Consider the following 19,154-nt stretch of genomic DNA (forward strand, 5'->3'; position numbering starts at 1 on the left):
TATGTACGAAGCTCTTTTAGTTGTTTTCCTTATTGTAGCCATCGCTCTCGTAGCGCTGATTATGCTGCAGCAAGGTAAAGGCGCTGATATGGGAGCCTCCTTCGGAGCAGGCGCTTCCGGTACGCTGTTCGGTTCAAGTGGTTCTGCGAACTTCATGACCCGCACAACGGCGATTCTGGCTACGCTGTTCTTCATCATCAGTCTGGTGCTTGGCAATATCAACAGCAACAAGACCAGCAAAGGAAGCGAGTGGGAAAACCTGAGCGCGCCAGCGAAAACTGAGCAAACTCAGCCAGCTGCACCGGCTAAGCCAGCCAGCGATATCCCGCACTAAGTATTCTGTACCGAGGTGGTGGAATTGGTAGACACGCTACCTTGAGGTGGTAGTGCCCTAACGGGCTTGTGGGTTCGAGTCCCATCCTCGGTACCAATATTCCAGAAGAAAGACGTCGAAAGACGTCTTTTTTTTCGTCTGTAGATTGCGAGTCTCCGATCTTTTGTAGGGCGGGTAAGCGAATGCGCCACCCGCCATGTTGCCCGGTGGCGCTGCGCTTACCGGGCCTACGAAAATCAAAATAAAAAAGGCGCCCTGTGGGCGCCTTTTGCACGTTATATCAGCGATTACTTCTTATCGCTGTGCTCCAGGTTTTCAACCTGCGGCAGACCGTTACCGGAATTCGCGGAGAGCAGGCCATTCTCAACATAGTTGAACAGCTTCTCGCGGGTATCGGTGATGTCCAGGTTACGCATGGTCAGCTGACCAATACGATCGTCCGGCGAGAACACTGATTCACCTTTCTCCATGGTCAGACGCTCTGCTTTATAGGTCAGGTTGTCAGACACGGTGTTCAGGATGGAGTAATCGTTACCGCGACGCAGTTCCAGCGTTACTTCACCGGTGATCGCGCTTGCCACCCAACGCTGCAGCGCATCACGCAGCATCAGCGCCTGTGGATCGAACCAGCGGCCCTGATACAGCAGTTTACCCAGCTGACGGCCATGAGAGTGATACTGCTCGATGGTATCTTCGTTGTGAATGCCGGTCAGCAGACGCTCGTAAGCGATGTGCAGCAGCGCCATTCCCGGGGCTTCATAGATGCCACGGCTTTTCGCTTCGATGATGCGGTTTTCAATCTGATCGCTCATACCCAGACCGTGACGACCGCCAATACGGTTAGCTTCCAGCATCAGTTCAACATCATCAGAGAAGGTTTTACCGTTCAGCGCCACCGGATGGCCGCGTTCGAAACGCACGGTCACTTCTTCAGCCTGGATTTTGACGTTTTCGTCCCAGAACTTCACGCCCATGATCGGGTTAACGATCTTCACGCTGGAGTTCAGGAATTCCAGGTCTTTCGCTTCGTGCGTCGCACCCAGCATGTTGGAGTCGGTGGAATAGGCTTTCTCGACTGACATCTTATAGTCGAAACCGCAGGCGATCATAAACTCGGACATCTCATGGCGGCCACCCAGCTCGTCGATGAAGTCGGTATCCAGCCACGGCTTGTAGATCTGCAGTTCGGCGTTGGTCAGCAGGCCATAGCGATAGAAACGTTCAATATCGTTACCTTTATAGGTGCTGCCGTCACCCCAGATGTTGACGCCGTCTTCTTTCATCGCCGCAACTAGCATGGTGCCGGTGACCGCACGGCCCAGCGGGGTGGTGTTGAAGTAGGTCAGGCCGCCGGTGGTGTTATGGAATGCACCACACTGAATAGCCGCGATACCTTCAGCGACCAGTTGCTTACGGCAGTCAATCAGGCGCGCATTCTCTGCACCATACTCTTTAGCGCGACGAGGAATGGCATCATAGTCGTCCTCATCCGGCTGACCCAGGTTCGCAGTATAGGCGTACGGAACCGCTCCCTTCTGGCGCATCCACAGCAGTGCAGCGCTGGTATCCAGGCCACCTGAGAAAGCGATGCCAATACGTTGTCCAACCGGAAGATGCTTGAGAATCGTCGTCATAGAATAAAACCCTGCTTGATTGACTGATTAGAGACCGCTTTCGCTCTCTTGTGCATTTTTATGCAAAATAAGTGAGTATTCATTTAATCATCTTTTGGCGAAGACCGGAAGAGAGTCGTGCGTTTTTTGTAAAAATTTTGGTCTAATCGATCTGGCGGAAGTTGGGTTGACAGGTGGGGTCAACTATCAATATACTAAACGCCGATTTTACGTCCCGTCTTCGGTACCAAATCCCAGCATTATTTGCAAATTCTGTCCAAAACGCGTAGAATTTGCCACGTTTCAGGCGCGGGGTGGAGCAGCCTGGTAGCTCGTCGGGCTCATAACCCGAAGGTCGTCGGTTCAAATCCGGCCCCCGCAACCACTTTCCCATAAAGTTCTTTTTCAAATATACTGTGAAGACTTAGAGCCTTCGTAGCTGGATTTGAAAAAATTCTTTCGGAAAGTGCTCCAGGCCACAGTTGTGGCTATAGGGTTCAGTTATCTAAAGCCCCGATTTATCGGGGTTTTTTGTTATCTGACTACAGAATAACTGGGCTTTACGCCCTTTTTTTATGTCTTGGGGGTGGGCTTGTCCACATTAGAGCAAAAATTAACAGAGATGATTACTGCACCGGTCGAAGCACTGGGCTACGAACTGGTCGGCATCGAATTCGTTCGCGGCCGTACATCGACGCTGCGCATCTATATTGATAGTGAAGATGGCATCAATGTTGATGATTGTGCTGATGTCAGCCACCAGGTGAGTGCGGTTCTTGATGTTGAAGACCCGATTACCGTTGCGTACAACCTGGAAGTTTCCTCACCTGGCCTCGATCGCCCGATGTTCACGGCCGAGCACTACGTGCGCTTTACCGGTGAAGAAGTGGCTCTCGTTCTGCGTATGGCCGTACAGAACCGCCGTAAATGGCAGGGAATTATCAAAGCCGTTGATGGTGAAATGATCACGGTGACAGTCGAAGGCAAAGATGAAGTGTTCGCGCTGAGTAATATCCAGAAGGCGAACCTGGTTCCCCACTTTTAACAGTCTGGATTGAGGTGAAAAGCCCGCGATGAACAAAGAAATTTTGGCTGTTGTTGAAGCCGTCTCCAACGAGAAATCACTGCCGCGTGAGAAGATTTTCGAAGCGCTGGAAAGTGCACTGGCTACAGCAACCAAGAAAAAATACGAACAAGAGATCGATGTTCGCGTAGAAATCGATCGTAAAAGCGGTGACTTCGATACATTCCGTCGTTGGGTAATCGTTGAAGAAGTGACCCAGCCGACCAAAGAGATCACGCTGGAAGCCGCCCGTTTTGAAGACGAAAGTCTGAACGTGGGCGAGTACGTTGAAGATCAGATTGAATCTGTTACCTTCGACCGTATCACGACCCAGACCGCTAAACAGGTTATCGTGCAGAAAGTTCGCGAAGCCGAGCGCGCGCTGGTTGTCGATCAGTTCCGCGATCAGGAAGGCGAAATCATCACCGGTGTGGTGAAGAAAGTGAACCGCGACAATATCTCCCTGGAGATCAAATCCGAAGGGTTGCCGGGTAACGCTGAAGCCGTGATCCTGCGTGAAGATATGCTGCCGCGTGAAAACTTCCGTCCAGGCGACCGTATCCGCGGTGTTCTGTACGCCGTTCGTCCTGAAGCGCGTGGTGCACAGTTGTTCGTGACCCGTTCTAAACCAGAAATGCTGGTAGAACTGTTCCGTATCGAAGTGCCGGAAATCGGTGAAGAAGTTATCGAGATTAAAGCGGCGGCTCGCGATCCGGGCTCCCGTGCGAAAATTGCGGTGAAAACCAACGACAAGCGTATCGACCCGGTCGGTGCTTGCGTCGGTATGCGCGGTGCGCGTGTCCAGGCTGTTTCTACTGAGCTGGGCGGCGAACGTATTGATATCGTTCTGTGGGATGACAACCCGGCGCAGTTCGTGATCAACGCAATGGCTCCAGCTGATGTGGCGTCTATCGTTGTTGACGAAGACAAACACACCATGGATATCGCTGTTGAAGCGGGCAACCTGGCGCAGGCAATCGGCCGTAACGGTCAGAACGTACGCCTGGCGTCACAGCTGAGCGGCTGGGAACTCAACGTAATGACCGTTGATGACCTGCAGGCTAAGCATCAGGCTGAAGCCCATGCGGCGATCGATACCTTCACTAAATACCTGGATATTGACGAAGACTTCGCCACTGTTCTGGTTGAAGAAGGTTTCTCTACGCTGGAAGAACTGGCCTATGTGCCAATGAAAGAGCTGCTGGAAATTGACGGTCTGGATGAACCAACCGTTGAAGCCCTGCGTGAACGCGCTAAAAACGCACTGACCACCCTGGCACTGGCTCAGGAAGAAAGCCTTGGCGATAAGAAGCCGGCTGATGACCTGCTGAATCTGGAAGGTCTTGATCGTGCGATTGCGTTCAAGCTGGCTGCCCGTGGTGTTTGTACGCTGGAAGATCTCGCTGAGCAAGGCGTTGATGACCTGGCTGATATCGAAGGTTTAACCGACGAGAAAGCCGGCGAGCTCATCATGGCCGCACGTAATATTTGCTGGTTCGGCGACGAAGCGTAATAAACTGTAGCAGGAAGGAACAGCATGACTGATGTAACTGTAAAATCGCTGGCTGCTGAGATTCAGACCTCCGTGGACCGCCTGGTACAGCAATTTGCTGATGCAGGGATCCCGAAGTCCGCTGATGACTCGGTGAGCGCGCAAGAAAAACAAACCTTGTTAACGCACCTGAACCGTGAACACGGTTCTACGCCTGACAAGTTAACGCTGCAGCGCAAAACGCGCAGCACGTTAAACATCCCTGGTACCGGTGGCAAAAGCAAATCGGTACAAATTGAAGTCCGCAAGACGCGCACCTTTGTAAAACGTGATCCGCAAGAGGCAGAACGCCTTGCCGCGGAAGAGCAGGCACAGCGTGAAGCGGAAGAACAAGCTCAGCGTGAGGCGGAAGCAACCGCCAAACGTGAAGCAGAATTAAAAGCTGAACGTGAGGCCGCAGAAAAAGCGAAACGCGACGCAAGTGATAAAGTGAAGCGTGACGCTGCGGAAAAAGACAAAGTGAGCAATCAACAGACAGACGAAATGACCAAAACCGCCCAGGCTGAAAAAGCCCGCCGTGAAAATGAAGCTGCCGAGCTGAAGCGTAAAGCGGAAGAAGAAGCCCGCCGTAAGCTGGAAGAAGAAGCTCGCCGCGTCGCCGAAGAAGCGCGCCGTATGGCAGAAGAAAACGAGAAGAATGGTGTGAATACCGTTGAGCCGACTGAAGACACCAGCGACTATCACGTGACCACTTCTCAGCATGCGCGTCAGGCTGAAGATGATAACGACCGTGAAGTTGAAGGCGGTCGTGGCCGTGGCCGTAATGCAAAAGCTGCGCGTCCGGCGAAAAAAGGCAACAAGCACGCTGAATCCAAAGCTGACCGTGAAGAAGCACGCGCGGCTGTTCGCGGTGGTAAAGGCGGCAAGCGTAAAGGTTCCGCTCTGCAGCAGAGCTTCCAGAAGCCTGCTCAGGCCGTAAACCGTGACGTCGTGATTGGCGAAACCATCACCGTTGGCGATCTGGCGAACAAGATGGCGGTTAAAGGCTCTCAGGTCATCAAAGCGATGATGAAACTGGGCGCCATGGCGACCATCAACCAGGTGATCGATCAGGAAACCGCACAGCTGGTTGCTGAAGAGATGGGCCACAAAGTTATCCTGCGTCGTGAAAACGAGCTGGAAGAAGCAGTAATGAGCGACCGTGATACTGGCGCTGCGGCTGAACCGCGTGCACCGGTTGTGACCATCATGGGTCACGTTGACCACGGTAAAACCTCTCTGCTTGACTACATTCGTTCTACTAAGGTCGCCTCTGGTGAAGCGGGTGGTATTACCCAGCACATCGGTGCTTACCACGTAGAAACCGAAAACGGCATGATCACCTTCCTGGATACCCCAGGTCACGCAGCGTTTACCTCAATGCGTGCTCGTGGTGCTCAGGCAACGGATATCGTAGTCCTGGTTGTTGCCGCAGACGACGGCGTGATGCCACAGACCATCGAAGCTATCCAGCACGCGAAAGCGGCGCAGGTGCCTCTGGTTGTTGCAGTCAACAAAATCGATAAGCCAGAAGCCGATCTGGACCGCGTGAAGAACGAACTGTCTCAGTACGGCGTTATGCCGGAAGAGTGGGGCGGTGAAGCGCAGTTCATCCCAGTATCTGCTAAAGCGGGTACCGGTATCGACGACCTGCTGAACGCGATCCTGCTGCAGGCTGAAGTACTGGAGCTGAAAGCGATCCGTAATGGTATGGCGAGCGGCGCGGTAATCGAATCCTTCCTGGATAAAGGTCGTGGCCCGGTTGCAACCGTTCTGGTTCGTGAAGGTACCCTGAACAAGGGCGACATCGTTCTGTGTGGCTTCGAATACGGCCGCGTTCGTGCGATGCGTAACGAACTGGGTCAGGAAGTTCTGGAAGCGGGTCCGTCCATTCCAGTGGAAATCCTGGGTCTGTCCGGTGTTCCGGCTGCCGGTGACGAAGTGACCGTTGTGCGTGACGAGAAGAAAGCGCGTGAAGTGGCACTGTATCGTCAGGGCAAATTCCGTGAAGTTAAACTGGCTCGTCAGCAGAAATCTAAACTCGAGAACATGTTTGCCAACATGACCGAGGGCGAAGTTCACGAAGTGAACATCGTTCTGAAAGCTGACGTTCAGGGTTCTGTGGAAGCGATCTCCGACTCCTTGCTGAAACTGTCTACCGACGAAGTGAAAGTGAAGATCATCGGTTCTGGCGTAGGTGGTATCACCGAAACCGACGCGACCCTGGCTGCTGCCTCCAACGCTATCCTGGTTGGCTTCAACGTTCGTGCGGATGCATCTGCGCGTAAAGTGATTGAAGCTGAAAGCCTGGATCTGCGTTACTACTCCGTCATCTATAACCTGATCGACGAAGTGAAAGCAGCGATGAGCGGCATGCTGTCTCCTGAGCTGAAACAGCAGATCATCGGTCTGGCTGAAGTACGTGACGTGTTCAAATCACCGAAATTCGGTGCGATCGCGGGCTGTATGGTTACCGAAGGTAACATCAAGCGTCACAACCCAATCCGCGTACTGCGTGACAACGTGGTTATCTACGAAGGCGAGCTGGAATCCCTGCGCCGCTTCAAAGATGACGTTAACGAAGTCCGTAACGGCATGGAATGTGGTATCGGCGTGAAGAACTACAACGACGTTCGCGTTGGCGATATGATCGAAGTGTTCGAGATCATCGAAATTCAGCGTACCATCGCTTAATTACCGATTGTAAGCCGGGATCGCCTCGCGCCACTCGGCAATAATTTTAAAAGGGGCTTTTAGCCCCTTTTTTGTCTGGAGAATTTATTATGGCGAAAGAATTTGGTCGCCCTCAGCGCGTAGCGCAGGAAATGCAGAAAGAGATCGCACTCATTCTGCAACGTGAAATTAAAGACCCGCGCGTCGGCATGATGACCACCGTTTCCGGTGTCGAAATGTCCCGTGATCTGGCGTATGCAAAAGTGTTCGTCACCTTCCTGAACGATCAGGACGAAGCGGCAGTGAAAAACGGCATTAAAGCGCTGCAGGAAGCCTCTGGTTTCATCCGCTCCCTGCTCGGCAAAGCGATGCGCCTGCGTATCGTGCCTGAACTGACCTTCTTCTACGACAACTCGCTGGTCGAAGGTATGCGTATGTCCAATCTGGTGACCAGCGTGGTTAAACATGACGATGAGCGTCGTGTTAATCCGGCGGACGACAGCAAGGAGGACTGATGAGTCGTCCTCGTCGTCGCGGTCGCGACGTGCATGGTGTGCTGCTGCTGGATAAACCCCAGGGCGCTTCCAGCAACGACGTACTGCAAAAAGTTAAGCGTATTTATAACGCCAACCGTGCTGGCCATACGGGCGCGCTCGATCCGCTGGCAACCGGCATGCTGCCGGTCTGCCTGGGAGAGGCGACAAAGTTTTCCCAGTACCTGCTCGACTCCGATAAGCGTTACCGCGTTATCGCTAAACTGGGCCAGCGCACGGATACCTCCGACGCGGATGGCCAGGTGGTGGAAGAGCGCCCGGTGACCTTCAGCGCGGAACAGCTTGATGCTGCGCTGGAGAGCTTCCGTGGGGACACGATGCAGGTGCCGTCGATGTATTCGGCGCTGAAATATCAGGGCAAGAAGCTCTACGAATATGCACGCCAGGGCATTGACGTCCCGCGTGAAGCCCGTCCGATAACCGTGTATGAGCTGCTGTTTATTCGCCACGAAGGTGATGAGCTGGAGCTGGAAGTACACTGTTCGAAAGGGACCTATATTCGCACCATCATCGACGACCTCGGTGAAAAGCTGGGCTGCGGTGCGCATGTGATTTACCTGCGCCGTCTGGCGGTAAGCAAGTACCCGGTGGAGCGGATGGTGACCCTGGAACAGCTGCGCGAGCTGGTAGAACAGGCGGAAGCGCAGGGGATTGCGCCGGCAGATTTGCTGGATCCCTTGCTGATGCCGATGGACAGTCCGGCAGCAGACTTCCCGGTTGTTAATCTTCCTTTAACATCGTCCGTTTACTTTAAGAACGGCAACCCGGTTCGTACGGCACAAGCGCCGCTGGAAGGACTGGTACGCGTGACCGAAGGTGACGAAGGGAAATTCATCGGTATGGGCGAAATGGATGGCGAAGGGCGCGTTGCGCCGCGTCGTCTGGTCGTCGAATATCCGGTCGACGCGTGACGGTGATAACGGCTCACCTTGCGATAAGCAGGGGAGACGAGTAGAATATCGCCGCTTAACGCCTGGTAAATTGTTTAACAATCTGCGGGGCGTACATGGGATTGCTGAATTAGAGATCGGCATCCTTACATTCTTTATACTTTGGAGTTTGAAAATGTCTCTAAGCGTTGAAGCTAAAGCTAAAATCGTTTCTGAGTTTGGTCGTGGTACTAACGACAGCGGTTCTACCGAAGTTCAGGTTGCACTGCTGACTGCACAGATTAACCACCTGCAGGGTCACTTTGCAGAGCACAAAAAAGATCACCACAGCCGTCGTGGTCTGCTGCGTATGGTTTCTCAGCGTCGTAAACTGCTCGACTACCTGAAACGTAAAGATGTTGCACGCTACACCGCGCTGATCGAGCGTCTGGGTCTGCGTCGCTAATTCTTGCGAGTTTCAGAAAAGGGGGCCTGATGGCCCCTTTTTTCAACCAGACGGCAGCAATTCACTGGAAACTATTGTATTGTTGCTATAAATGATCTTCATTGCAGAGGTTCGCGCGGCTAATGAGAGGCTTCACCCATGGGGGTGTTGGTTGTCATTAGTCGCGAGGATGCGAAGAAGGTCGGGTTAAATCGACAGCACACCGGTGGTGTGCTGTCAAACATTTAAGAAAGGACAGAACTTTGCTGAATCCGATCGTTCGTAAATTCCAGTATGGTCAACATACCGTCACGCTGGAAACCGGCATGATGGCACGTCAGGCTACTGCTGCCGTTATGGTAAGCATGGATGACACTGCGGTATTCGTTACCGTTGTTGGCCAGAAAAAAGCTAAACCAGGTCAGGACTTCTTCCCGCTGACCGTTAACTACCAGGAGCGTACCTACGCTGCCGGTAAAATCCCGGGTGGTTTCTTCCGTCGTGAAGGCCGTCCAAGCGAAGGCGAAACCCTGATTGCGCGTCTGATTGACCGCCCGGTTCGTCCGCTGTTCCCGGAAGGCTTCGTTAACGAAGTACAGGTTATCGCGACCGTTGTTTCCGTTAACCCACAGGTTAACCCGGACATCGTTGCCATGATCGGCGCATCCGCTGCCCTGTCACTGTCTGGTATTCCATTCAATGGCCCAATCGGTGCCGCGCGTGTTGGCTACATTAACGACCAGTACGTGCTGAACCCAACCCAGGAAGAGCTGAAAGAAAGTAAGCTGGACCTGGTTGTTGCGGGTACTGAAGCGGCTGTACTGATGGTTGAATCCGAAGCTGAACTGCTGAGCGAAGACCAGATGCTGGGCGCTGTGGTATTTGGCCACGACCAGCAGCAGATCGTTATCCAGAACATCAACGACCTGGTGAAAGAAGCCGGTAAACCACGTTGGGACTGGCAGCCAGAAGCAGCAAACGACGCGCTGAACGCACGCGTTGCAGCCCTGGCAGAATCTCGTCTGAGCGATGCATACCGCATCACTGACAAACAGGAGCGTTACGCTCAGGTTGACGTGATCAAGTCTGAAACTATCGCGACGCTGGTTGCTGAAGACGAAGCGCTGGACGCTAACGAACTGAGCGACATTCTGCACGCTATCGAGAAAAACGTTGTTCGTAGCCGCGTTCTGGCAGGCGAGCCGCGTATCGATGGCCGCGAAAAAGACATGATCCGTGGTCTGGATGTGCGTACTGGCGTTCTGCCACGTACTCACGGTTCCGCGCTGTTCACCCGTGGCGAAACGCAGGCGCTGGTTACCGCGACCCTGGGTACCGCACGTGACGCACAGAACATCGACGAACTGATGGGCGAGCGCACTGACAGCTTCCTGTTCCACTACAACTTCCCTCCGTACTCCGTAGGCGAAACCGGTATGGTTGGCTCGCCGAAGCGTCGTGAAATTGGTCACGGTCGTCTGGCGAAGCGCGGCGTGCTGGCAGTGATGCCAGAAGCAGACAAATTCCCGTACACCGTACGTGTGGTGTCTGAAATCACCGAATCCAACGGTTCTTCTTCCATGGCTTCCGTGTGTGGTGCCTCTCTGGCGCTGATGGATGCAGGCGTGCCAATCAAAGCCGCCGTTGCGGGTATCGCAATGGGCCTGGTGAAAGAAGGCGACAACTTCGTTGTTCTGTCTGACATTCTGGGTGACGAAGACCACCTGGGCGATATGGACTTCAAAGTCGCGGGTTCCCGCGAAGGTATCTCTGCGCTGCAGATGGATATCAAAATTGAAGGTATCACCAAAGAGATCATGCAGGTTGCTCTGAACCAGGCTAAAGGTGCGCGTCTGCACATCCTGGGCGTGATGGAACAGGCGATTAACGCGCCGCGTGGCGACATTTCTCAGTTCGCTCCACGTATCCACACCATCAAGATCAATCCAGACAAGATCAAAGATGTTATCGGTAAGGGCGGTTCCGTAATCCGTGCGCTGACCGAAGAGACTGGCACCACGATCGAAATCGAAGATGACGGTACTGTGAAGATCGCAGCAACCGACGGCGAGAAAGCGAAATTCGCGATCCGTCGCATCGAAGAAATCACGGCAGAGATCGAAGTGGGCCGCGTCTACGCAGGTAAAGTGACCCGTATCGTTGACTTTGGCGCGTTCGTTGCCATCGGTGGCGGTAAAGAAGGTCTGGTTCACATCTCTCAGATCGCTGACAAGCGCGTTGAGAAAGTGACCGATTACCTGCAGATGGGTCAGGAAGTACCGGTGAAAGTTCTGGAAGTTGATCGCCAGGGCCGTATCCGTCTGAGCATTAAAGAAGCAACCGAGCAGTCTCAGCCAGCTGCTGCGCCAGAAGCACAGGCAGCAGAACAGCAAGGCGAGTAAGTTGCCATTTGCCCTCCGCTTTGCGGAGGGCCTATTATCAGGCAGGACGCCTTGTTAAGCCGCCGGGGGACAGGACGTTCATCCAATAGTTGTCTTCGGGAGTGGGAAATGAAGCCTTTTTTGCGCTGGTGTTTCGTTGCGACAGCTTTAACGCTGGCAGGATGCAGCAACTCTGCCTGGCGTAAGAGCGAAGTCCTCGCAGTGCCATTGCAACCGACTTTGCAGCAGGAAGTGATTCTGGCACGCATGGAACAAATACTTGCCAGTCGGGCTTTAACCGATGAAGAACGCGCACAGCTTTTATATGAGCGCGGAGTGTTGTATGATAGTCTCGGTCTGAGGGCATTGGCGCGAAATGATTTTTCACAAGCGCTGGCTATCCGACCTGATATGCCTGAAGTATTCAATTACTTAGGCATTTATTTAACGCAGGCAGGCAATTTTGATGCTGCCTATGAAGCGTTTGATTCTGTACTTGAGCTTGATCCAACTTACAACTACGCGCACTTGAATCGCGGTATCGCATTGTATTACGGCGGTCGTGATAAGTTAGCGCAAGATGATCTGCTGGCGTTTTATCAAGACGATCCTAATGATCCTTTCCGTAGCCTGTGGCTTTACATCGTTGAGCGGAAGCTCGATGAGAAGCAGGCAAAAGAGGCACTGAAACAGCGCTTCGATAAATCGGACAAGGAACAGTGGGGATGGAACATTGTCGAGTTCTACCTGGGCAACATTAGCGAAGCAACGCTGATGGAACGCCTCAAGGCGGACGCAACGGATAACACCTCGCTCGCTGAGCATCTCAGTGAAACCAACTTCTATTTAGGTAAGTACTACCTAAGTCTGGGGGATATGGACAGCGCTACGGCACTGTTCAAATTAGCGGTTGCTAACAACGTACACAACTTCGTTGAGCACCGTTATGCATTGTTGGAATTATCGCTCTTGGGCCAGGAGCATGACGACCTGGCAGAATCGGACCAGCAATAGCTGACGACATAAACATCAGCCCGTAATCTTTTGATTGCCATCACCTTAACTGGTGAGGGCGTTGTTGTTCGTCAATACACCTACTTTGAGCCGGTTCACACTTTTCAATGAAAATTGCTAATCATTTTCACGATGAGCTAAGTAGACTGGCCGCCATTAATATCGAGGCACTTGTACTACATGGCTGAATTCGAAACCACTTTTGCAGATCTGGGCCTGAAGGCTCCTATCCTTGAAGCCCTTAACGATCTGGGTTACGAAAAACCATCTCCGATCCAGGCTGAGTGTATCCCACACCTGCTTTCTGGTCGTGACGTGCTGGGCATGGCCCAGACTGGTAGCGGTAAAACTGCAGCATTCTCGCTGCCGCTGCTGAACAACATTGATCCGGACCTGCGAGCACCGCAGATCCTCGTCCTGGCTCCAACCCGTGAACTGGCTGTTCAGGTTGCAGAAGCAATGACGGAATTCTCTAAACATATGCGCGGCGTAAACGTGGTAGCCCTGTACGGCGGCCAGCGTTATGACGTGCAGTTACGCGCCCTGCGCCAGGGCCCACAGATTGTTGTCGGTACGCCGGGCCGTCTGCTGGATCACCTGAAGCGCGGTACTCTGGACCTCTCTAAACTGAGCGGCCTGGTACTGGATGAAGCCGATGAAATGCTGCGTATGGGCTTCATCGAAGACGTCGAAACCATCATGGCGCAGATCCCGGACGGTCATCAGACCGCGCTGTTCTCTGCCACCATGCCAGAAGCGATTCGTCGTATCACCAAGCGCTTCATGAAAGATCCTCAGGAAGTGCGTATTCAGTCCAGCGTTACCACTCGCCCGGACATCAGCCAGAGCTACTGGTCTGTGTACGGCATGCGCAAAAACGAAGCGCTGGTACGTTTCCTGGAAGCGGAAGATTTTGATGCGGCGATTATCTTCGTGCGTACCAAAAACGCGACCCTGGAAGTGGCTGAAGCCCTGGAGCGTAGCGGCTACAACAGCGCAGCGCTGAACGGCGACATGAACCAGGCCCTGCGTGAGCAGACTCTGGAGCGTCTGAAAGACGGTCGTCTGGATATCCTGATTGCAACCGACGTGGCAGCACGTGGTCTGGACGTTGAGCGTATCAGCCTGGTTGTGAACTACGACATCCCGATGGATTCCGAGTCTTACGTTCACCGTATCGGCCGTACCGGTCGTGCGGGTCGTGCTGGCCGCGCGCTGCTGTTCGTTGAGAACCGCGAGCGTCGTCTGCTGCGTAACATTGAACGCACCATGAAGCTGACCATTCCAGAAGCTGACCTGCCAAACGCAGATCTGCTGGGCAAACGCCGTCTGGAAAAATTCGCCGCGAAAGTACAGCAGCAGCTGGAAAGCAGCGATCTGGACCAGTACCGTGCGCTGCTGTCGCAGATTCAGCCTGTTGCTGAAGGCGAAGAGCTGGACATGGAAACCCTGGCTGCAGCACTGCTGAAAATGGCTCAGGGCGAACGTAGCCTGATCGTGCCACCAGATGCGCCGATGCGTCCTAAGCGTGAATTCCGTGACCGTGACGATCGCTTCGAACGTCGTGGCGACCGTAATGACCGCAATGACCGTGGCCCACGTGGTGACCGTCCAGAGCGTGGTGGTGAAGATCGTCCACGTCGCGAGCGTCGTGACGCTGGTGATATGGAACTGTACCGCATTGAAGTGGGCCGTGATGACGGCGTTGAAGTTCGTCACATCGTTGGCGCGATCGCTAACGAAGGCGACATCAGCAGCCGTTACATTGGTAACATCAAGCTGTTCGCATCCCACTCTACCATCGAGCTGCCAAAAGGTATGCCGGGTGAAGTACTGCAGCACTTTACGCGTACCCGCATCCTGAACAAGCCGATGAACATGCAGCTGATGGGCGATGCACAGCCACGCCCTGACCGCGGTGGTGAGCGTCGTGGCGGTGGTCGCAGCTTCGGTGGCGAACGTCGTGAAGGCGGCCGCAGCGAAGGTCGCGGTGAACCACGTCGTTTCTCCGGCGAGCGTCGCGAAAATCGCGGCCCACGTCGTGACGAAGGCACCAGCCGTCGCCGTGACGCGTAAGCCTTACGCAACTGACGTAAAGTAAAATATACAGCCCCGATAAACGCTATCGGGGCTTTTTTTATTCCTTTTGTACTCTTGTACTGGTACAGTGCGTCACATTAAAATGCAGAACCGCATGATTGACTGGAGAAAAGGCTGTATGGCGACACTAACCACCACCCAAACGTCACCTTCGCTGCTTGGCGGCGTGGTGATCATCGGCGGAACCATCATTGGTGCCGGGATGTTTTCCCTGCCTGTGGTCATGTCCGGTGCGTGGTTCTTCTGGTCGCTGGCCGCGCTGGTCTTCACCTGGTTCTGCATGCTCCATTCCGGGCTGATGATCCTTGAAGCAAACCTGAACTACCGCATTGGCTCCAGCTTCGACACCATTACCAAAGATCTGCTGGGTAAAGGCTGGAACCTGGTGAACGGGCTATCCATCGCGTTTGTACTCTATATCCTGACCTACGCGTACATTTCAGCGAGCGGCTCGATTCTGCACCACACCTTCTCGGAGATGTCGCTGAACGTTCCGGCGCGTCTGGCAGGGCTGTGTTTTGCGCTAGCTGTGGCGTTTATCGTCTGGATGAGTACCAAAGCGGTAAGCCGCATGACGGCGATCGTATTAGGCGCTAAGGTCATCACTTTCTTCCTGACTTTCGGCAGCCTGCTGGGGCACGTGACGCCCGCCACGCTGTTTAACGTCGCCGAAGTGAACACCTCCTACACGCCGTACCTGCTGATGACGCTGCCGTTCTGTCTGGCGTCGTTTGGCTACCACGGTAACGTGCCGAGCCTGATGAAGTACTACGGCAAAGATCCCCGCACCATTGTGAAGTGTCTGGTCTACGGCACGCTGCTGGCGCTGGGTCTGTATGTGATTTGGCTGCTGGGGACGATGGGCAACATCCCGCGTCCGGAATTTATCGGCATTGCCCAGAAGGGCGGTAACATCGACGTGCTGGTGCAGGCGCTGAGCGGCGTGTTGAACAGCCGCAGTCTGGATCTGCTGCTGGTTATCTTCTCTAACTTTGCGGTGGCGAGCTCTTTCCTCGGCGTAACCCTGGGCCTGTTTGACTACCTGGCGGATCTGTTTGGCTTTGATGATTCTGCGATGGGGCGTTTCAAAACCGCGCTGCTGACCTTCCTGCCACCGATTGTGGGCGGCCTGCTGTGGCCGAACGGCTTCCTCTACGCCATCGGCTATGCAGGGCTGGCGGCAACTATCTGGGCGGCGATTGTGCCAGCGCTGCTGGCACGTAAATCACGTAAACGCTTCGGCAGCCCGAAATTCCGCGTCTGGGGCGGTAAGCCGATGATTGCGCTGATTCTGGTATTCGGCGTTGGTAACGCTCTGGTACACGTGCTGTCGAGTTTTAACCTGTTGCCTGTGTATCAGTAAAACGAGGGGTTGAACCCCTCACCCCGGCCCTCTCCCATAGGGAGAGGGAGAAAAGCAAAAAACTACCCCACCAGTTCCTCTTTCACCTGCATCGCCAGTTCAAACGAATGCAAACGCGCCTGGTGATCGAAAATCTGGCCGTTAACCATAATCTCATCCGCCTGCGTTTCGCGTAGCACCGCGTCCAGCCCGTGTCGCACTTTCGCCTTATCGCCTACCAGCGACATGCTCAGCGCCTGCTGCACGCCATACTGTTCGGAGGCTGACCACAGCTGATGCATATTCTCCACCGGCGGCGGAAGCTGGCCCGTCTCACCGCGGCGCAGCTTCACAAACGCCTGCTGCATAGAGGTAAACAGGAATTCCGCGTCGCGATTGCTGTCGGCCGCAATGATGTTAATGCACACCATCGCGTACGGCTTCTCAAGACGTTCGGACGGTTTGAAGTTCGTGCGGTAAAGATGCAGCGCCTGATGCAGCATATCCGGTGCGAAGTGCGAGGCGAAGGCAAACGGCAGCCCCAGCTGCGCGGCAAGCTGGGCGCTGTAGAGGCTTGAGCCCAACAGCCACACCGGGATCTTCTCACCGTAGCCCGGCACCGGACGCACGTGCGGGTTCGGATCGCGCGCGTCGAACCAGTCCACCAGTTCAGCCACGTCGCGCGGGAAGTTGTCGATATCGCCGCTCATATGGCGACGCAGGGCGCGCATGGTCGGCTGGTCGCTGCCGGGCGCACGACCAAGCCCTAAATCTATACGGCCCGGGTAGAGCGTATTCAGCGTGCCAAACTGCTCGGCAATCACCAGCGGGGCGTGGTTCGGCAGCATTACGCCGCCGGAGCCCAGATGCAGGGTGGTGGTATTTGCCGCCAGATAGCCGATCAAAACCGAGGTCGCTGCGCTTGCGATGCCAACCATGTTGTGGTGCTCGGTCAGCCAGTAGCGGTGATAGCCACGCTTTTCGGCCAGCTGAGCCAGATCCAGGGAGTGCGAAAAGGCTTCTCTTGCAGAGGAGCCTTGTGGGATCGGCGCCAGATCCAGCACCGAAAACGGAATGGTTTTGTCAGTCATAACAGCTCACTTTGTCGACGGTGAATCTTTAATACTGCATTAAAAAATGATAACCGTTGTTAACAAAGTGAGCCATTTTTACGCCTGAAGTTCCAGCCCGGCGAGACGCCTCCAGTAGCCGTTGCAGTCGCTGTTTGCCGTCAGCGGCAGCGGTGAGGCCCCGTTTTCGTTGGCGCGGAAGGCGTCCAGCATCGCGAACACCCCGGTATCCAGGGGCGACAGCCGAACCATATCCACCAGCCCGTCCATCGACGCCAGCTCGTTGCCGAGGTTATAGACATAGCCGCTCATGGTTTGAATACCGTTGAGGACAAACACCTGCTGATTCTCCTGCGACAGCATGCTGCGTCCATTCGGGTATTTAATGCAGCAGGTTTCGCACTCGTCTTTCGGGCGGTCTTCCGAGCGCGCGGTAAAGCAGCGGGCGGAGTAGGCCAGCGGCAGATGACCGTAGCTCAGCACTTCCACTTCAAACTGATTGCGAATGCCCAGCTCGTCGCACTGGTTAAGCAGGTTAGCCAGCCAGTCACGGGAAAGCTCTACCGGCATGCACCAGCGCGTCATCCCCTGTTTGAGCAGCAGGCGCAGGGTGACGGCGTTGTAGCAGTTCAGGGCATGACCCGCGACAAACGGCAGCCTGCGTTCAGCGCACATGTTCACCACGCCGAGATCGCTCGCTTCCAGCAGGAACTCGCCGTTTTCGACGTAGCGCTTCAGCTCGCCCAGTTCGGAGGACGCCTGCACGAGTGCAAGCGTGGAGAGCACCACCTGCTTGCCGCTGCCTGCCAGGCCTTTCGCCATATCCAGCCAGTCACCCACTTTGGTGGCGCGGCGCTTGCTGCACACCGCCTCGCCGAGGTAAATCACGTCGGCGCTGCTGGTGGCGGCCTGTTGGTAAAAATCTTCCAGCGTCTCTTTTGGCCAGTAGTAGAGCACCGGTCCTAATGAATATTTCATGATGATCTCACTGCCATTTACGGTGATACGCGCCAAGCGTGGTTTGCGTGCCTTCGGACATCGAACCAAGCGTCTCCATCCAGGCCTGCTGTGGAGCGTAGTTCTGCGGATCCGCCATGCAGCGGTCGATGGCCTGACGCCATACTTTCGCGACCTGGCTCACGTAGGCCGGGCTGCGCTGACGTCCTTCGATTTTCACCGACGCAATATTGGCCGCCAGAAGTTCCGGCAGCAGCTCCAGCGTGTTGAGGCTGGTCGGCTCCTCCAGCGCGTGATAGCGCTCGCCGTCGACCAGATAGCGGCCTTTACACAGGGTTGGATAACCGGCGTTTTCCCCGTCCTGGTAGCGGTCGATCAGCACCTCATTCAGGCGAGACTCCAGCCCCTGAGGGGTCTGCTGCCAGCGAACAAAGCGGGCAGGGGAGCAGGCTCCGACGGTATTTGGCGATTCTCCGGTTAAATAAGAGGAAAGATAGCAGCGGCCTTCGGCCATGATGCACAGGCTGCCAAAGGCAAAAACCTCCAGCGGTACTGGCGTGACGCGCGCGAGTTGCTTAACCTGATGAATAGAGAGCACGCGCGGCAGCACCACGCGGGACACGTCAAAGTGTTGATGGTAAAAACGCACCGCCTCTTCGTTGGTGGCAGATGCCTGAACAGAGACGTGGCGCTCAATATGGGGATAGCGTTCTGCCGCATACTCAAGCATGGCGAGGTCGGCCAGGATTAGCGCATCGGCACCCAGCTGTGCCGCCATATCCACCGCGCGCTGCCAGCGGGCGTAGCCGTCAGGATGAGCAAAGGTATTGATGGCGATATGCAGCTTGCGGCGGTGCTGGTGAACGAAGTTAACGGCTTCCTGAAGCTTTTTCTCCGTAAAGTTGAGGCCAGCAAAATGGCGGGCGTTGGTGTCATCTTTCAGCCCGATATAGACCGCATCGGCCCCATTTTCGATGGCCGCCTTAAGCGCCGGAAGGTTTCCGGCAGGGCAGAGCAGCTCCATAATTTATCCTGATGTAGTCGATCGCAAAATTGTTAACGAGCTGGGATTTTAATTAACCCATACGCGACAATTTTTGATTTAAGGCAGCTAATGGCGTATTGATGACACCAATAATGAGGTACGGCGGGCGACGGTTTGTTGATTTACGCCGCTATGTTGCGCTTCGGATATGGCAAAATAGCAG

General features: G+C 54.7%; 16 protein-coding genes and 2 tRNA genes. 14 read left to right on the forward strand and 4 right to left on the reverse strand.

The genetic code is table 11. The annotated features are described in order from the left end of the window. The first annotated feature begins 1 nt into the window (after window position 1). Together secG and ACJ69_RS19760 are read left to right on the forward strand one after the other, a co-directional pair. Window positions 2–334: a preprotein translocase subunit SecG gene (gene secG, locus ACJ69_RS19755; protein WP_054829684.1), complete on the forward strand. Its 333-nt coding sequence runs from the start codon at window positions 2–4 to the stop codon at window positions 332–334. Window positions 335–343: 9 nt separating this feature from the next. After that, a tRNA-Leu gene (locus tag ACJ69_RS19760) sits at window positions 344–430 on the forward strand. A 191-nt stretch (window positions 431–621) separates the two neighbouring features. Here ACJ69_RS19760 and argG read toward each other — a convergent pair. Next, window positions 622–1,968: an argininosuccinate synthase gene (gene argG / locus ACJ69_RS19765; RefSeq protein ID WP_023309336.1), complete on the reverse strand. Its 1,347-nt coding sequence runs from the start codon at window positions 1,966–1,968 to the stop codon at window positions 622–624. A gap of 287 nt (window positions 1,969–2,255) precedes the next feature. Here argG and ACJ69_RS19770 point away from each other — a divergent pair. The 12 genes from ACJ69_RS19770 to mtr all read left to right on the forward strand — a co-directional run bounded on the left by ACJ69_RS19770 (window position 2,256) and on the right by mtr (window position 15,940). Continuing rightward, window positions 2,256–2,332: transfer RNA gene (locus ACJ69_RS19770), tRNA-Met, on the forward strand. Between the two features lie 207 nt (window positions 2,333–2,539). Then, a complete protein-coding gene (rimP, locus tag ACJ69_RS19775; protein WP_014833432.1) occupies window positions 2,540–2,992 on the forward strand; it encodes a ribosome maturation factor RimP in 453 nt (150 codons plus the stop codon). A gap of 28 nt (window positions 2,993–3,020) precedes the next feature. Beyond that, entirely contained in the window at window positions 3,021–4,523 is a 1,503-nt protein-coding gene (nusA, locus tag ACJ69_RS19780; protein ID WP_029739628.1) for a transcription termination factor NusA, read from the forward strand. 24 nt (window positions 4,524–4,547) lie between these two features. After that, window positions 4,548–7,235, forward strand: a complete 2,688-nt coding sequence (gene infB, locus ACJ69_RS19785) for a translation initiation factor IF-2 (protein WP_059347575.1) — start codon at window positions 4,548–4,550, stop codon at window positions 7,233–7,235. A gap of 89 nt (window positions 7,236–7,324) precedes the next feature. Then, window positions 7,325–7,729 (forward strand): 30S ribosome-binding factor RbfA, encoded by a 405-nt coding sequence (gene rbfA / locus ACJ69_RS19790; protein ID WP_003024988.1) that lies wholly within the window; start codon window positions 7,325–7,327, stop codon window positions 7,727–7,729. Next, window positions 7,729–8,679 carry a tRNA pseudouridine(55) synthase TruB gene (gene truB / locus ACJ69_RS19795; protein ID WP_029739630.1) on the forward strand — a complete coding sequence of 317 codons (951 nt, stop codon included), beginning with the start codon at window positions 7,729–7,731 and terminating at the stop codon, window positions 8,677–8,679. The genes rbfA and truB overlap by 1 nt, the downstream gene beginning before the upstream one ends. Before the next feature lie 154 nt (window positions 8,680–8,833). Next, on the forward strand, window positions 8,834–9,103 hold the full coding sequence (rpsO, locus tag ACJ69_RS19800) for a 30S ribosomal protein S15 (protein WP_003861789.1): 270 nt from the start codon (window positions 8,834–8,836) through the stop codon (window positions 9,101–9,103). 242 nt (window positions 9,104–9,345) lie between these two features. Then, the gene (pnp, locus tag ACJ69_RS19805; protein WP_029739631.1) at window positions 9,346–11,484 is read left to right on the forward strand and encodes a polyribonucleotide nucleotidyltransferase; all 2,139 of its coding nucleotides are present in this window, start codon (window positions 9,346–9,348) and stop codon (window positions 11,482–11,484) included. 108 nt (window positions 11,485–11,592) lie between these two features. After that, a complete protein-coding gene (gene nlpI, locus ACJ69_RS19810; RefSeq protein WP_023309331.1) occupies window positions 11,593–12,477 on the forward strand; it encodes a lipoprotein NlpI in 885 nt (294 codons plus the stop codon). A 107-nt stretch (window positions 12,478–12,584) separates the two neighbouring features. Next, on the forward strand, window positions 12,585–12,665 hold the full coding sequence (gene yrbN / locus ACJ69_RS25360; protein WP_097397692.1) for a protein YrbN: 81 nt from the start codon (window positions 12,585–12,587) through the stop codon (window positions 12,663–12,665). Beyond that, window positions 12,658–14,553, forward strand: a complete 1,896-nt coding sequence (locus tag ACJ69_RS19815; RefSeq protein WP_029739632.1) for a DEAD/DEAH family ATP-dependent RNA helicase — start codon at window positions 12,658–12,660, stop codon at window positions 14,551–14,553. Before yrbN ends, ACJ69_RS19815 begins: the two co-directional genes overlap by 8 nt. 142 nt (window positions 14,554–14,695) lie before the next feature. Further along, a complete protein-coding gene (mtr, locus tag ACJ69_RS19820; RefSeq protein ID WP_047646463.1) occupies window positions 14,696–15,940 on the forward strand; it encodes a tryptophan permease in 1,245 nt (414 codons plus the stop codon). Window positions 15,941–16,002: 62 nt separating this feature from the next. On the opposite strand, the gene ACJ69_RS19825 is transcribed toward mtr, so the two are convergent. The 3 genes from ACJ69_RS19825 to ubiU all read right to left on the reverse strand — a co-directional run bounded on the left by ACJ69_RS19825 (window position 16,003) and on the right by ubiU (window position 18,970). Then, on the reverse strand, window positions 16,003–17,010 hold the full coding sequence (locus tag ACJ69_RS19825) for a luciferase-like monooxygenase (protein ID WP_059347577.1): 1,008 nt from the start codon (window positions 17,008–17,010) through the stop codon (window positions 16,003–16,005). Between the two features lie 78 nt (window positions 17,011–17,088). Beyond that, window positions 17,089–17,967 carry a U32 family peptidase gene (locus ACJ69_RS19830; protein ID WP_029739635.1) on the reverse strand — a complete coding sequence of 293 codons (879 nt, stop codon included), beginning with the start codon at window positions 17,965–17,967 and terminating at the stop codon, window positions 17,089–17,091. 7 nt (window positions 17,968–17,974) lie between these two features. After that, complete coding sequence (gene ubiU, locus ACJ69_RS19835) at window positions 17,975–18,970, reverse strand: ubiquinone anaerobic biosynthesis protein UbiU (RefSeq protein WP_059347578.1); 996 nt, start codon at window positions 18,968–18,970, stop codon at window positions 17,975–17,977. Between the last annotated feature and the right edge of the window lie 184 nt (window positions 18,971–19,154).

Origin of the sequence: Enterobacter asburiae (assembly GCF_001521715.1) — a bacterium.
GTDB lineage: Bacteria > Pseudomonadota > Gammaproteobacteria > Enterobacterales > Enterobacteriaceae > Enterobacter > Enterobacter asburiae.